The following is a 13,723-nucleotide window of genomic DNA, read 5'->3' on the forward strand; positions in this document are numbered from 1 at the left end:
CGTCCTGCAGCGGGGGAGCCGAGACTATAGAAGCAACCCACGGAAACCGTCTCCCGCGGGACATTGCATAGACTCGCCACCCCGGCCTGCCGTTTGCCCACGGTGTGCAGGTGTGTCTGCATGTTTGTATGGAAGGCCCTTGATGCCCAGTTTTCGCCCCGACCCGATGCCCACCGTGCCCGGCTTCGAGCCGGCGCCCGCGTGGCGCCAGCGCCTGAAGCGCATCGCGCTGTGGTCGGCGCTCGCGGCCGCCGTGGCGGCAGTCGCGCTCGGCATCTACATCGCGGTGCTGCTGCGCATCACGCCCAGCATCGACGACCTGAAAGAGGTGCAGGCGCAGCAGCCGAGCCTGCTGCTGTCGGCCGACGGCCAGCAGATCGCAAGCTTCCGGCGCGCCCAGCAGGAACGGCTGACGCTCGACAAGGTCTCGCCCTTCGTCGTGAAGGCGTTGGTCGCCACCGAGGACAAGCGCTTCTACGACCACCGCGGCATCGACTTCATCCGCTCGTTCGGCGCGGTGCTGCACAGCGCCGCCGGCGACATGCAGGGCGGCTCCACCATCACGCAGCAGCTGGCGCGCAACCTGTTTCCCGACGAGGTCGGGCGCGCCCGCACCCTGCACCGCAAGGCCAAGGAGTGGGTCACGGCCATGCGCATCGAGCGCGTCTACGACAAGCGGCAGATCCTCGAGGCCTACCTGAACACCGCGCCGTTCCTGTACAACGCGGTCGGCATCGAGATGGCGGCGCGCACCTACTTCGACACCTCGGCCGCCGAGCTCGACGCGCTGCAGAGCGCCACGCTGGTCGGCATGCTGAAAGGCACCTACTACTACAACCCGGTGCAGCACCCCGAGCGCTCGCTCGCGCGGCGCAACGTGGTGCTGTCGCAGATGGCGAAGGCGCAGGTGATCACCGACGAGCAGCTGCGCACGCTGAGCGCGCAGCCGCTGCAGCTGCACTGGAGCCGGCAGCCCGATTTCCCGGCCACCGCGCCGCACTTCGCGGCCTATGCGCGCAAGTGGCTGCTCGACTGGGCCGACGAGCACGAGCACGACCTCTACGCCGACGGGCTGGTGATCGAGACCACGCTCGACAGCCGGCTGCAGGACGAAGCCGTGCGCGCCGTGCAGGCGCAGGCCGATGCACTGCAGCGGGTGGCCGATGTCGAGTGGAGCCGCCCGGCGCTGCCGCCGGTATCGACCGCGCCCGAGGCCTACGCGAAGCTGCTGGGCAAGGCCGAGCCGTTCGGCTACCTGTGGACCGGGCGGCGCGACCTCGTCACCGCGTTCCTGCGCGAGTCGCCGGAGTTCAAGCAGGCGGTCGACGCCGGCGCGGGCCCGGGCGAAGCGCTCGAGAAGCTGCGCGCCGACGCGCCGTTCATGGCGCGGCTGAAGGCGCAGAAGACACGGCTGGAGGCCGGCTTCGTCGCGATGGACCCGCGCAACGGCGAGATCCGCGCCTGGGTCGGCAGCCGCGATTTCGCGCAGGAGCAGTACGACCACGTCGCGCAGGCCGAGCGCCAGCCCGGCTCGACGTTCAAGCCCTTCGTCTACGGGGCCGCCCTCGAGGCGGGGCTGACGCCCGATCGCACCTTCGTTGACGGGCCGGTCGAGGTGACGATGGGCGGCACCGTCTGGCGGCCGACCGACATGTCGGGCGCGACCGGCGCGCCGATGACGATCCGCGACGGCCTCGCACTGTCGAAGAACACCATCACCGCGCAGGTCATGCAGGAGGTGGGCATCCCGCGCGTGGTGGCGCTCGCGAAATCGCTGGGCGTCGACCAGAGCCCGCTGGAGGCCGTGCCGTCGCTCGCGCTCGGCACCAGCCCGGTCACGCTGCTGGAGATGGTGAACGCCTATGCGTCGATCGCGCAGGTGGGCAGCGTGCACAAGCCGGTGTTCGTCAAGCGCATCAAGGACCGCACGGGGCGGGTGATCGCCGAGTTCGGCGAGGCCCCGCGCCGCGGCATGTCGCCCGAGGCCGCGACCGACCTGATCGACATGATGCGTGGCGTGATCGCGCGCGGCACCGGCACGCAGATCCGCACCCGATTCGGCGTGACCGGCGACCTGGCCGGCAAGACCGGCACGACGCAGAAGAACACCGACGGCTGGTTCATCCTGATGCACCCGGAGCTGGTCGCGGGAGCGTGGGTCGGCTTCAACGATGCGCGCGTCACGCTGCGCAGCAGCTGGTGGGGCCAGGGCGGGCACAACGCGGTGCGGCTGGTCGGCGATTTCTTCCGCGACGCGCAGAAGAAGGGGCTGGTCGACCCGAAGGCGAGCTTCCCGCCGCCGCGCGTGCCGGTGCCGGCGTTCGACCCGGCGGCGTCGGCGCCCGAGGGCGTGAACGAAGGCGAGGGCGGCAGCCTCGATCCGGCAAACACCGACGACCAGCCGCCCAAGACCTCGGAGGAGCTCGGGCAGGTGCTCAGCGGCATGGGCCTGGACCCGAAGACCGGCGTGCCGAGGTCGCCGGGCGATCGGCCTGCGCCCCGGCCGCAGCCGAGCCCTCCGAACCCTCAACCGATGGTTCCATTCCATGAAGAACCGGCGCCGCCACCCGCGGCACCGGCGGCTTCCGACAGCAGCCCATGAGGCTTTCGATGACCTGACCTGGGAGAAGACGAAGATGAGCTTTCCGATGACTTGGCTGCGTGCCGCGCAGCCTGCCCTGCTTGCCGTGCTGATCGCGACGGTGGGCACGCTTCACGCGCAATCGGCCGCTGCGCCCGAGGGAGCGGCCTCTGCGCCACAGAGGGCCGAGGCCGTGGCCTTGCGCCACCTGCTCGATACCGACCTCGCCGAGAACTTCCGTCGCGATCCCTTGGAGGCCACGGTGCTGGGCGTCCCCGGCTACAACGCGGCGCTGCCCGACCTGTCCGACGCCGAACAGCAGCGCGTGCAGGCCTACGACCGCGACATGCTTGCGCGCGTGCAGGCGATCAGCCCGGCCGGCCTGCGCGGCCAGGACCTGGTCTCGCGCCAGCTGCTGCTCGACAAGATGCGCATCGCCGTCGAATCGCAGCAGTTCGTGCATTCGGAAGAACTGGTGCTGACCACGCTGTGGGGCATCCAGTCGATGATGCCGCTGGCCGCGCAGATGACGCCGATGCGCAGCGCGGACGACTACCGCGATTACACCGCCCGCGTGAAGGGCGTGCCCCGCATGGCGGAGCAGACGCAGCAGCTCCTCGTGCGCGGCCTGCAGTCGGGCTGGGTGCAGCCCCGAGGCGTGGTCGATCGGGTGATCGCCGGCATCGACGCGCACCTGGTGGCCGATGCGGACGGCAGCGTGCTGCTGAAGCCGTTCAAGGCCTTCGTGCCCGCGGTGGCGCAGGACCAGCGCGACGCGCTGCTGCAGGCCGCGCGCGCTGCGGTGCGCGACGACTACCAACCGGCGCTGCGCCGCCTGCGCGAGTTCCTGGCGACCACCTACCGGCCGAAGGCGCCGGTCGACGTCGGCCTGTCGGCGCTGCCGGGCGGGGCGGCGTACTACGAGTTCCTGATCCGCACCGGCATCGTGCCGGACCAGGACGCCGGCAAGATCCACGCGCTCGGTTTGCGCGAGGTGGCACGGCTGCGGCGGGAGATCGCGCAGGTCGCGCGGCAGACCGGCTTCAAGGGCAGCACGCAGGCGTTCATGCACTACGTGAGCCACGACAAGCGCTTCTTCTTCACGTCCGAAGAGGCGGTGCTGGCCGCCTTCCGCGCGATGTCGGCGCGCGTCGATCCGCAGTTGCCGACGCTGTTCCACAGCGTGCCGCGCATGGCCTACGAGGTGCGCGGCATGTCGGCATCGGAGTCGGCCAGCAGCACGGCGGCCAACTACACGCCAGGCTCGCTGGAGCTCGGGACGCCCGGCTACTTCACGGTGAACGCGCGCGGCTTTGCCGGCGAGCCGACCTGGGAGGTGGAGACGCTGTTCCTGCACGAGACGGTGCCGGGGCACCACCTGCAGGGCGCCCGATCGGCCGAGATCGAGGGCCTGCACGACTGGCGCCGCCGCGGCAGCTGGAACGTGGCCTATGGCGAAGGGTGGGCGCTCTACGCCGAATCGCTGGGCTTCCAGCTCGGCATGTACCGCGATCCGTACCAGCACTACGGCCACCTGCAGGCGCAGCTGTTCCGCGCGGCGCGGCTGGTGGTCGACACCGGCATCCATGCATACCGCTGGCCACGCGCGAAGGCCGTCGACTACATGATCCGGCAGGCCGGTCTCGAACCGAAGAATGCCGCCAGCGAGGTCGACCGCTACTTCTCGAACCCGAGCCAGGCGCTGGGCTACCTGCTGGGCAAGCGCAAGCTGCTGGAGCTGCGCGAGCGATCGCAGCAGGCGCTGGGCGCGCGCTTCGACCTGCGCGACTTCCATACGGTGGTGATCGACAGCGGGACGATGCCGCTGGCGGTGCTGGAGCAGCGGGTCGACGCGTGGATCGCGCGTGGCGGCGGGCGGCCGGATGGCGATGGCTGATCAAGCTGGGAGAATGCGCGGATGACGATTCCCCAGGACGCCCTGATCCAGATCGCCCGCCGCTACTCGCAGCTCGGCATGCAGGTGGCGAAGGCCTACCACCAGCGGCAGACCGAGCTGGAGCTCGACAAGGTGCTGATGCCCGAGCGCCTGTCGACGCCCGCCGGCACCGCGGCGTCGATCGCAACGCTCGAGGAATTGCGCGAGCTCACCGCGACGCACCGGCAGGCGTACCAGAAGCTGATGGTGGCGTTCGCCGGCGAGATGGCGAAGGCGCTCGAGGCGTTGCCCGAGGCCGTGCGCGATGCCGAGCGCGACCGCATCGTCCCGATGCTGGAATGGCAGTTCAACGCGCAGCGCGAGTTCTACGAGAACCGCGAGCGCTGGATCGTCGCGGCGCAGGAGGTGTGCGAGCTGATCGACGAGCGTCGCGCCAAGCTCACCTTCACCGATGACGGCGTGCTGTTCGAGGCCGACGAAGATCTCGACCGCTTCCAGGCCCTGATGACCTCGCTCGACGAGATGCAGCAGCGCGAGGGCGAGCAACTGGCGCAGCGCGTCGAGCGGATGAAGCGCTCGGCCGCTGCGCTCGGGATGAGCATCAGCGAATAGAGGGTTGGCGAGCAGGTTGCGCGCGCCTGGCAAGGCCTTTGCGTTGCGGCAGCGGCAGGAGGGCTACGATGAGCCTCAACTTGTCGAGACCCTCATGAATCAATTCCTGCTTCAACCCGCCGCCACGATCACCGCCGCGCTGATCACCAACCCGGCGCCCGGCGTGTCGCGCACCCGGATCGAGGACATGGGCGCGCTGTTCATCGCGGTCTACAACGAACTGGCCAAGGCGGCTGCAGCGGACGCCGAACGCGCGAAGCCGGCGACCGCCTGAAGCCAGAGCCCGATCTCGCCGAGACTTGGTCTCAGCGGGATCTCCCTGGGCTTTCAGCGGTTCTGCTGCGGCGGCCGGCCGAGGTGGCGGAACGTGATCCGCCCCTTGCTCAGGTCGTACGGCGACATCTCCAGCGACACGTTGTCGCCGGCCAGGATGCGGATGTGGTGCTTGCGCATGCGTCCCGACGTGTAGGCCACCAGCTTGTGGCCGTTCTCCAGCGTCACGCGAAAACGCGAGTCCGGCAGGATTTCGTTGACGACGCCGCTCATTTCGATCAGTTCTTCCTTGGCCATGAGGACACTCCTTAGGGGTTGGATGGTGAAGGCACGGCCACGCTGCGGCCGGCGACCCAGGCGAGGCCCTGGTCGGTGGCATAGCGCAATGCGGCGCGGGCGGTGTTGAAGAGCGGCGAGAAGCGCATGACCCGGTCATGGGTGGCGCTGCCTTGGCCGCTGCGGATGGAGACAGCGGCCTCGTGGCGGCCGTCGCTGCGGGAATGGCTGAGTGGCGAGACGAGGTATCTGCCGATTTCGATCGAGGTCTTGATGCAGTTCTTTCTAGGGCGCGACCGGCCTGCAGGTGCTCCCGTGGAGGACTGCTGCAGCGTCGATCGGTGATGGGGCGTCGATGTCGTCAGATGATGCAGCCCGCTGGACAGGCCGCCCGACACGCGCCAGGAGGAAGCATGGAGTCTACCACCCCGGCCTTTCCGGTGTCGCGCGGGTGTCTCGTGTGCCTGCCGTGCGCTCAGTGCCGAAGGCAACCCCAGCTTCGCGACGGTGTTGAAGGTGGCCAGAGCCCTGGGCTTCAGGCTGCACGCCTCGGCCCTCTGATTCAGCCCTTCTTCGGCCCCGCCAGCGAATCCCGCATGATCAGCTCCGGCCCGAACTCGCGCGACACCGGCAGCGCGGTGCCGAAGCACATGTTCGACAGCAGCCGGCAGGCGTTCAGCCCCATGTCGCCGACGACGATGCGGATCGTCGTCAGGCGCGGCGACAGCCACGCGGCGATGTCGGTGTCGTCGTAGCCCATCACCGACACGTCGCCCGGCACCGTCAGGCCGTCGGCCTGCAGGCGCGACATCGCCCCCATCGCCATCTGGTCGTTGCAGCAGAACATCGCGGTGAACTTCGCGCCCTCGGCGAGCAGCTGGCCGGTGCCGGCCCAGCCGCTCTCGGCAGCGAAGTCGCCGGTCACCATCGACACCGATTCGCGCGCGATGCCGGCCGCGGCCAGCGTGTCGAAGAAACCCTGCAGCCGCAACCGGTTGTCGGGGGCCGCCGCCGGCCCGGCAATCACCGCGATGCGGCGGTGCCCGTGCTCCAGCAGCGTGCGCGCCGCCAGCACGCCGCCGGCCTTGTGATCGACCGTGAAGCACTGGCTGCGCATGCCCTTCACGTCGCGGTTGACCACCGCCAGGTTCGGGAAGCGCCGCTTCAGCGCCAGGATGTCGGCATCGCGCAACGCATAGGTCGTCAGCAGCATGCCCTCGCACTGCCGGTCCATCAGGAACTCGATGCCGTTCAGCGCCTGCTCGCGCACGTCTTCGCCGCCGTGGCCGTTGGCGATCACCATGTGGCGGTCCTGGGCCCGCAGCTCCATGTCGATCGCATGCAGCATCGGGCCGTAGAACGGCCCCTTGAAATCGGGCACGTAGACGCCGATCGCGTTCGTGCTCTTCATCGACAGCGCACGCGCGATGCGCGACGGCCGGAAATCCAGCTGCTCGATCGCCGCCTGCACGCGCGAAGCCGAGTCGGCCGAGAACGGCCCCTTGCCCGAAATCACGCGTGACGCCGTGGCGACACCGACCCCGGCGAGTCGCGCCACATCCTTGATCGTGCCCACTGCTTGCACCTGCTCCAGACTACCGAATTGGCTCGGATCATAGTCTGGAGCTTGTGCAGGGGCTGTTTCTGCTTCGTAATGGACGATGGCGTCGACCCGCGAATCAGTAGTCGTCGCGGCCGTGGGTGGCGGTCGTGAAGCCGAGGAACTGCATCGAGCTGCCGTCCGGGCGGCGCGCCTTCGCGAGCGCCTGGAAGTTGGGAATCGCGACGCCGCGGTTCATGTAGCCGTTGACCGCGATGTCCATGTAGCCGGCCTCCAGGTGCTGGCCCTTGCAGTTGCGCACGCCGCTGCCGCTCTGCAGCGACTTCGCCATGTACTCCAGCCCCTTGGCCAGGCGCGGCGTGGTCTCGCCCGACGCCTTCCACAGCCACACCGAGGTGTCGCCGGCCTGGATCACCGCGATCTCGGCCGCCTGCGCGAGCCCTTCGAGGTTGTACTGCGGGTGCGTGCAGTCGCGGTCCTTCAGTTCATTGACCTCGCCGCTCGAGAAGACCGACAGCGGGATCATCTCGGTGACGCGCTGCAGGCCCGCCGCATAGCGCGTCGGGTTGTCCTGGTAGGCGCCGGCGGCCATCATCGCGAGGCCCGCCGACACCGCCCAGTTGTTGACCCGCGTGCGCGCCTTCGCGGCCTCGGTGTACTGGCGGTCGATGAAGCCGTTGAAGGTCGTGATGTCGGCCTGCGCCCAGCCGGCTTCGCCGTTGTTGTAGTGGCGGATGATCTCGGCCGCGCTGACCCACACCGGCAGCATCCACGCCGCCTCCAGCTGCACCTGGGCCGCATTCGTGCCCGAGGCCACCGAGAAGGTGCGGAAGGTCCTGCCCCAGTCGTTCAGGATCGCCACCGCCTTGTCGCGGTGCCGCGCGTCGCCGGTCTTCACCCAGCGCAGCGCGTTCAGGTAGGCGGCCTGCGCGTCGTTCTTGAAGCGCGCCTCCTGGTCGCCGATCGCGCTGCCCACCACCTGCACGTTGGACAAGGCCTTGTGCGAGTAGGTGTAGGCGCTGCGCGAGTCGTTCATCACCGCCTGGTAGCCGGTCTTCAGCACGCTCGGGTTGGCCGAGTTCTGCGCCGCCTTGAAGCTGTCGAGCCGCGCCTGCGTCAGGAAGATGCCGGGGTGGCGGAAGGTGGTCGGCGTGATGGCCTGCGCGCCTTCGCGTGCCACCGCGGCGTCGTCGGTCGGCGCGTCGGCGACCTGGGCGCTGTCGTCGACGGCCGCGGCCTGCGCGCCGTCGTCTTCGCCGGTGTTGCCGCCGCCGCACGCCGCCAGCAGGGCCAGCGCGATCGGGGCCAGGGCCCAGCGCAGGCGCCGGGTCGTTGCGTGGAATTTCTTCATGGTGTTGTCCTCGCTCACTTGATGCTGAAGCTGTCGCCGTAGACCTTCCAGTTCAGCGGCGTGTTGAGGTCGAAGTTGCCGGCCTTCAGCCACACGCGCTGCGCGGTGTCGACGCGCGTCGTGTCGCTGTGGGCCTCTTCCTTGTTCATCTCGACCACGCGGGCATCCATGAAGGCGTTCAGGTAGGTCGCCTCGTCGCCGCCCTGGGCCGGGGTCCTGGCCTTGGCCATCGCCGCCTTGCGGACGCTCATCGCGCCTTCATAGCCGTGCATCACGGCCGCGTCGTAGTAGGCGAACTGGCCGAGTGCGCGCAGGCCGTCACCCTTGGCCTTGTTGACCGACGGGTTGAAGTAGACGTTGTCGCGCTCGTAGTCCTGCGACTGCTGGAACACCACGTCGGCGGCGGCGGTCTTCCAGTCGCCGGTGAAGGTCGGGTCGAGCCCGGCGTGCGACTCGGTGTTGTTCACCTTCTTCAGCGCCGGCAGGTACTTCGACAGCACGTTGCCCGGCTTGCGGTTGGTGTACTCCTGCACCACCTCCAGCATGTCGCCGGTGCCCGAGCAGAAGCCGATGATGCCGGCGGTGTAGCCGCGGCCGTCATGGATGTCCTGGATGTAGGCGTACTGCGCCTTCCAGTTCAGCGACGAGTTCTCGGCGCTGGAGACGATCTGCATCGCGATGTCCTTCTTGCGGGCATCGAACAGGTCGGACGACGACGGGGCCGGTGCGGGCGCCGGAGCCGGTGCCGGGGCAGGCGCCGGAGCGGGCGCAGGGGCCGGAGCAGGCGCGGGAGCCGGCGACGGTGCGGGAGCAGGTGCCGGTGCGGGGGCAGGCGCCGGAGCGGGTGCGGGCGCGGGTGCCGGGGCCGGTGCGCCGACCGCCGTCAGCTTCCATTGCTGGTTGGCACCGGTGCCGCAGTCCCATTGCTGGATGCCGCCGCCGGCCACCATGCTGTGGTCCTTCACGTCGACGCACTTGCCGCTGTTGCGGGCCTTGATCGAGAAGCCTGCACCCGAGACGGCGATCGCGAAGCGCTGGTTGTCGCTGGCGCCGGTGGTCCACTGCTGGATCAGCGCGCCGTTGGCGGTCGAGACGTCGGTCACGTCGAGCGACTTGCCGCTGTTGACGTTGACCAGGCGGAAGCTGCCGCCGGTCTCGCCGCGCAGTTCGAAGCGCTGCGAGGCCACGTCGGCGCACGCGCTCTGCTGGGCCTTGGTGCCGTTGGCGGTGCTGGCGCCGGCGATGTCCAGGCACAGGCCCGACTCGACCGACTTCACCTCGTAGATGCCGACCGCGACCGCGGCGGTGACGTTGCCGCTGCGCGGCAGGAAGCGGAACGACTGGCCGCCGCCCGTGCCGCACGACAGCTGCTGCAGCACGGCGCCATCGGCCGTCGAGGCGCCGGTCACGTCGACGCACTTGCCGCTGCCGGCATTCACCAGGCGAAAGCGATCGCCGCCCAGGTGCTCGATGCGGAAGCGCTGTGCGTTGGTGCCGTTGTCGACCCACTGCTGCAGCGCCGCGCCGTCGGAGGTCGAGGCCGAGGCCACGTCCATCGCCTTGCCGCTGCCGCCGTTGATCAGCTTGTAGACGCCGCCGCCGGCGTCGCTCAGCTCGAACGACTGGGCGGCGTTCTTGTTGCAGCTGGCCTGCTGCAGCCGGCCGCCGTCGACGGTGCTGGCACCGGCCACGTCGACGCACTTGCCGCTCTGTGCATTGACGATCGTGTAGATGCCGTTGGCCAGCGTGATGGTGCCGGCCGTGCTGGCCCGGGCCGCCTGCGCGGATTCGTGGCCTTCAGCCGTGGCGTCGGGGGCGCTGCTGTTGCTGCCATCGTTGCCGCCGCAGGCGGCGAGGAAGGCGCTGCTCATCGCGACGGCGAGCGGCAGGCGGGCGAGGTGGTATCGCTTTGAAAGCTTGGAATGCCTGGTGTTCATGGTGTGCTCCTGGATGGGGGTGGAGGATTACTTCCAGTCGGAGGTCTGCAGGAGCGGATCGATCGTCAGCCCGAAGGTGGTGCCCACCTTCTGCCCGACCGTCCCCGGCGTGGCCAGCTGTGCGCCGCCGCACGAGCCGCCGCCCGTCTTGATGATGGCCCACAGCATCGCGCCGTCACGTGCATTGCGGTTGGCCGCCGTGCCGTTCGCCACCGCGTTCGTGTAGCGCTGCACCGAGTACGGCAGGTTCAGGTTGGCGCCGTACTGGTCCTGCAGGTTGCGCGAGCCGGTGCACTGGGCGTCGGCATCGTTGACCACCAGCATGCCGCCGGCCCAGCCCTCGGGCGACGGCTCCAGGCCGATCGAGACGATGGTCTTCGACGGGTAGAGGCTGCGGTACTGGTTGTACGCGACGATGCCGTCGAAGTGCTCGTAGCGGGCGTCGTAGCTCATCACGTTGACCATGTCGAGCATCGCTGCCGTCGCCGGGTACTTGAGCACCACGCCGCGCTCGCGCCCGGCGTTGCCGCCCCAGTACGACATCTTGCCGGCGCAGGCCGGGTCGGCCGTCGTGCCCGAGGTGCAGTCCGCACCGCTCGACCAGCCGGCCAGCGTCAGCACGCGTCCGCCGCCTGCCAGGTCCACCGCCTTGCGCAGCGCCTTGATCGAGTTGGCATAGCGGTCCACGTCGCCGTCGGCTTCGTAGTCGACATCGAGGCCGTCGAAGCCCATCTCGGTCTGGATCTTCGCGAGGGCGTTGATGATCGAGCCGCTGCCGGCCGCGCCCTGGGCCGCGAGCGGGCCCCAGTTGTTGTAGGTGGCGCCGCCGACGGCGAGGATCACCTTCTGGTTGCGCTGGTGCAGCACGTCGATCGCGGCCTTGATGTCCTTCGGCGAGGCGCTGAAGGTGATGCCGGTGCCGGAGAAGCTGTTGGTGTTGATGCCGGCCCACGAGAAGTTCGGGTCAGCGAACGACACCATCACGTGCGTGTAGGTGGCGGGCACCTTCGCGAACTTGCTGGCCTTGTAGACGTCGTTGGCGGTCTTGCCGGTGGCGTCGAACCAGTTGTCGCTCCAGGTCGGGTAGTAGCCGACATAGACACGCTTGGTCTGCACGGCCTTCAGCGCTTCAGGCAGCGTCAGCGTGCCGTTCGGTGCGGGGGCCGGAGCCGGCGCGGGTGCCGGAGCAGGCGACGGCGCGGGAGCGGGCGACGGTGCAGGAGCGGGTGCCGGGGCAGGCGACGGGCCGCACGACGAACTCGTCGGCGTCCACAGCGTCGGCGTCGCGGCCGGGTTCCAGTTCGCGCCGGCGAACGCGGTGTGCGTCACCAGGGCCTTGTACTGCTTGCCCTGGTAGCTGACGACCTGGCCGACGTTGTAGGTGATGCCTTCGGTCCAGGCCACACAACTCGACGGCGCCGGCGCGGGAGCAGGTGCCGGAGCAGGCGCCGGCGCCGGGGCGGGCGTGGGAGCCGGTGCCGGAGCGGGCGCAGGCGTCGGGGCCGGCGCGGGCGACGGCGCAGGGGCCGGTGCGCTCGTCACCGGGATCAGCGCCCATTTCTGGTTCGCGTTGACGCTGCAATCCCATTGCTGGATGGCCGCGCCGGGTGCGCTGTTCCAGTCCTTCACGTCGATGCACTTGCCGCTGTTCACGGCCTGCAGGCGCACCGTGCCGGTGGCGGCATCGGCGAGCTGGGCGAAGCGCTGGTTAGCGCCGCCGCCGTTGGCCCATTGCTGGATCAGCGCGCCGTTGGCGGTCGACACGTCGGTCACGTCGAGCGAGCGGCCGCTGTTGATGTTGACGATGCGGTAGGTGCCGCTGGTGTCGGGCACGAACGAGAACACCTGCGAGGCGGCGCCGCTGCAGTTCTGCTGCACGACCTTGGCGCCGTCGGCGGTGCTGGCACCGGAGATGTCCAGGCACAGGTTCGAGAACGACGACTTCACGGTGTATTGCCTGGCGATCGGCGCCGGGGCGGGCGCGGGGGCCGGCGCGGGGGCAGGTGCGGGCGGGTTCGCGCCCTTCGCCGTCGCGAAGATCTGCCAGTACTCGTAGTCGCGCGTGTTCGCCTTGCTGAAGTCGTCCAGGCTGCCCGAGCCGACGCGGTCGCGTTGCGCCGCCCAGTAGGCCAGCAGGCCCACGCCCTTCTGCTTCGCGAAATTGGCGACGGTGGTCGCGTCGGCCGGCGTGAAGATCTCTTCCGCGACGTCGTTCTGGCCGATCATCGGCGTGATGCCGATCATGGCCCACAGCTGCGCGTCGGTCTTCGACGGGTACACGCCCTTCAGCTGGTTGAAGGTCGACTGCGCGGCCGAGACGGCCAGATCGCCCATCTTCTTGCCGCCGCTGTAATAGGTGCCGTAGTCCATCGCCATGATGTTGACCATCGACACCGTGACGCCGGCACTCGCCGCGCCCTTGATCAGCTCCAGCGCCTTGGGCGGCAGGCCGCCCGGCTCGGAGTTGGTGCGGAACGGATCCACCGGCAGCGTGAACGAGGTGTACAGGTCCGGGTAGATCGCCTGCAGCTGCTTGATCGCCGCGTTGCGCACGCCGTTCAGGCGCGTGTCGCCGAGCTGGCCGCCTTCGATGTCGAAGTCGAGCATGCGGGTGCCGTGCGTGTCGATCAGCTTGCGGATCAACGCGACCAGGTCGTTGGTCGAGCAGACCGATTCGAGGTAGGTGCCGCTCGCGCCGCCGAAGGACAGGATCACCTTGCCGCCGCCGTCGATGTACGACTTGACGTCGGCCTTGATGGACGCGTTGTTCAGCGTGTTCTCCATGCCGCCGCTGAGCGTGCAGCCGCCGCCGGAGATGCCGAACGCGATCGTCATGCCGTCCATGCCGGCGCGCGATTTCGCCTCCGTCAGGTTCTTGAACTTGTAGGCGGTGCTGCCGAAGCCCCAGCCGAAGAAGTACGGCGCGACGATCGTGCCCGCATGGGCTGCCGACGTTGCGGCCACACCGGCGGCGAGCGCGAGCGCGCTCAGCTTGAATCTGTTCATGGTTCCCAACCCTCTCGCGGCCTGGGCGCGTTGCTGCGCACGGCCCTGCCTGTTGATTCGATCTCGCGTCGACGTACTGCGCGGGCCTTCGCGAGGGCCTTGCTGTGTTCGCGTTTCGTCAATGTGGAAACGCTTCCACAAGACCAATTGAATCACCCCGAGTCGTCAGACAAACGCGGGTAAACCCTTGCGGAATGCCACGATAAGGTGTCGAGTTGTGTGCAAAGTT

The 13,723-nt window shown here is 69.1% G+C and carries 10 protein-coding genes and 1 pseudogene; 5 read left to right on the forward strand and 6 right to left on the reverse strand.

Annotation, left to right across the window (positions count from 1 at the left end; all coding sequences use genetic code 11):
* The first annotated feature begins 142 nt into the window (after positions 1 to 142).
* From AC1DXV_RS02020 to AC1DXV_RS02035, 4 genes are all read left to right on the forward strand, one after another.
* Positions 143 to 2,602, forward strand: coding sequence for a penicillin-binding protein 1A (locus tag AC1DXV_RS02020; protein WP_477864603.1), 2,460 nt, complete (start codon positions 143 to 145; stop codon positions 2,600 to 2,602).
* Between the two features lie 46 nt (positions 2,603 to 2,648).
* A complete protein-coding gene (locus tag AC1DXV_RS02025; RefSeq protein ID WP_477932243.1) occupies positions 2,649 to 4,478 on the forward strand; it encodes a DUF885 domain-containing protein in 1,830 nt (609 codons plus the stop codon).
* Positions 4,479 to 4,499: 21 nt separating this feature from the next.
* Positions 4,500 to 5,090, forward strand: coding sequence for a hypothetical protein (locus AC1DXV_RS02030; RefSeq protein ID WP_477864605.1), 591 nt, complete (start codon positions 4,500 to 4,502; stop codon positions 5,088 to 5,090).
* 94 nt (positions 5,091 to 5,184) lie between these two features.
* Complete coding sequence (locus AC1DXV_RS02035; RefSeq protein WP_477864606.1) at positions 5,185 to 5,364, forward strand: hypothetical protein; 180 nt, start codon at positions 5,185 to 5,187, stop codon at positions 5,362 to 5,364.
* Positions 5,365 to 5,417: 53 nt separating this feature from the next.
* Here the strand turns inward: AC1DXV_RS02035 and infA are convergent, their stop codons facing one another.
* Positions 5,418 to 5,660: a translation initiation factor IF-1 gene (infA, locus tag AC1DXV_RS02040; protein WP_047501667.1), complete on the reverse strand. Its 243-nt coding sequence runs from the start codon at positions 5,658 to 5,660 to the stop codon at positions 5,418 to 5,420.
* 11 nt (positions 5,661 to 5,671) lie between these two features.
* Positions 5,672 to 6,037, reverse strand: coding sequence for a hypothetical protein (locus AC1DXV_RS02045; protein WP_477864607.1), 366 nt, complete (start codon positions 6,035 to 6,037; stop codon positions 5,672 to 5,674).
* 70 nt (positions 6,038 to 6,107) lie between these two features.
* Here AC1DXV_RS02045 and AC1DXV_RS02050 point away from each other — a divergent pair.
* A pseudogene (locus tag AC1DXV_RS02050) lies at positions 6,108 to 6,200 on the forward strand (addiction module antidote protein); the annotation flags it as partial.
* A gap of 1 nt (position 6,201) precedes the next feature.
* Here AC1DXV_RS02050 and AC1DXV_RS02055 read toward each other — a convergent pair.
* The 4 genes from AC1DXV_RS02055 to AC1DXV_RS02070 form a co-directional block, all read right to left on the reverse strand.
* Complete coding sequence (locus AC1DXV_RS02055) at positions 6,202 to 7,215, reverse strand: LacI family DNA-binding transcriptional regulator (RefSeq protein WP_477864608.1); 1,014 nt, start codon at positions 7,213 to 7,215, stop codon at positions 6,202 to 6,204.
* Positions 7,216 to 7,318: 103 nt separating this feature from the next.
* On the reverse strand, positions 7,319 to 8,551 hold the full coding sequence (locus AC1DXV_RS02060) for an alginate lyase family protein (RefSeq protein WP_477864609.1): 1,233 nt from the start codon (positions 8,549 to 8,551) through the stop codon (positions 7,319 to 7,321).
* 14 nt (positions 8,552 to 8,565) lie between these two features.
* Positions 8,566 to 10,488, reverse strand: a complete 1,923-nt coding sequence (locus AC1DXV_RS02065; protein WP_477932245.1) for a chitosanase — start codon at positions 10,486 to 10,488, stop codon at positions 8,566 to 8,568.
* 27 nt (positions 10,489 to 10,515) lie between these two features.
* The gene (locus tag AC1DXV_RS02070; RefSeq protein WP_477932247.1) at positions 10,516 to 13,494 is read right to left on the reverse strand and encodes an RICIN domain-containing protein; all 2,979 of its coding nucleotides are present in this window, start codon (positions 13,492 to 13,494) and stop codon (positions 10,516 to 10,518) included.
* Between the last annotated feature and the right edge of the window lie 229 nt (positions 13,495 to 13,723).

This window comes from Rhizobacter sp. P3_C12 (assembly GCF_056402735.1).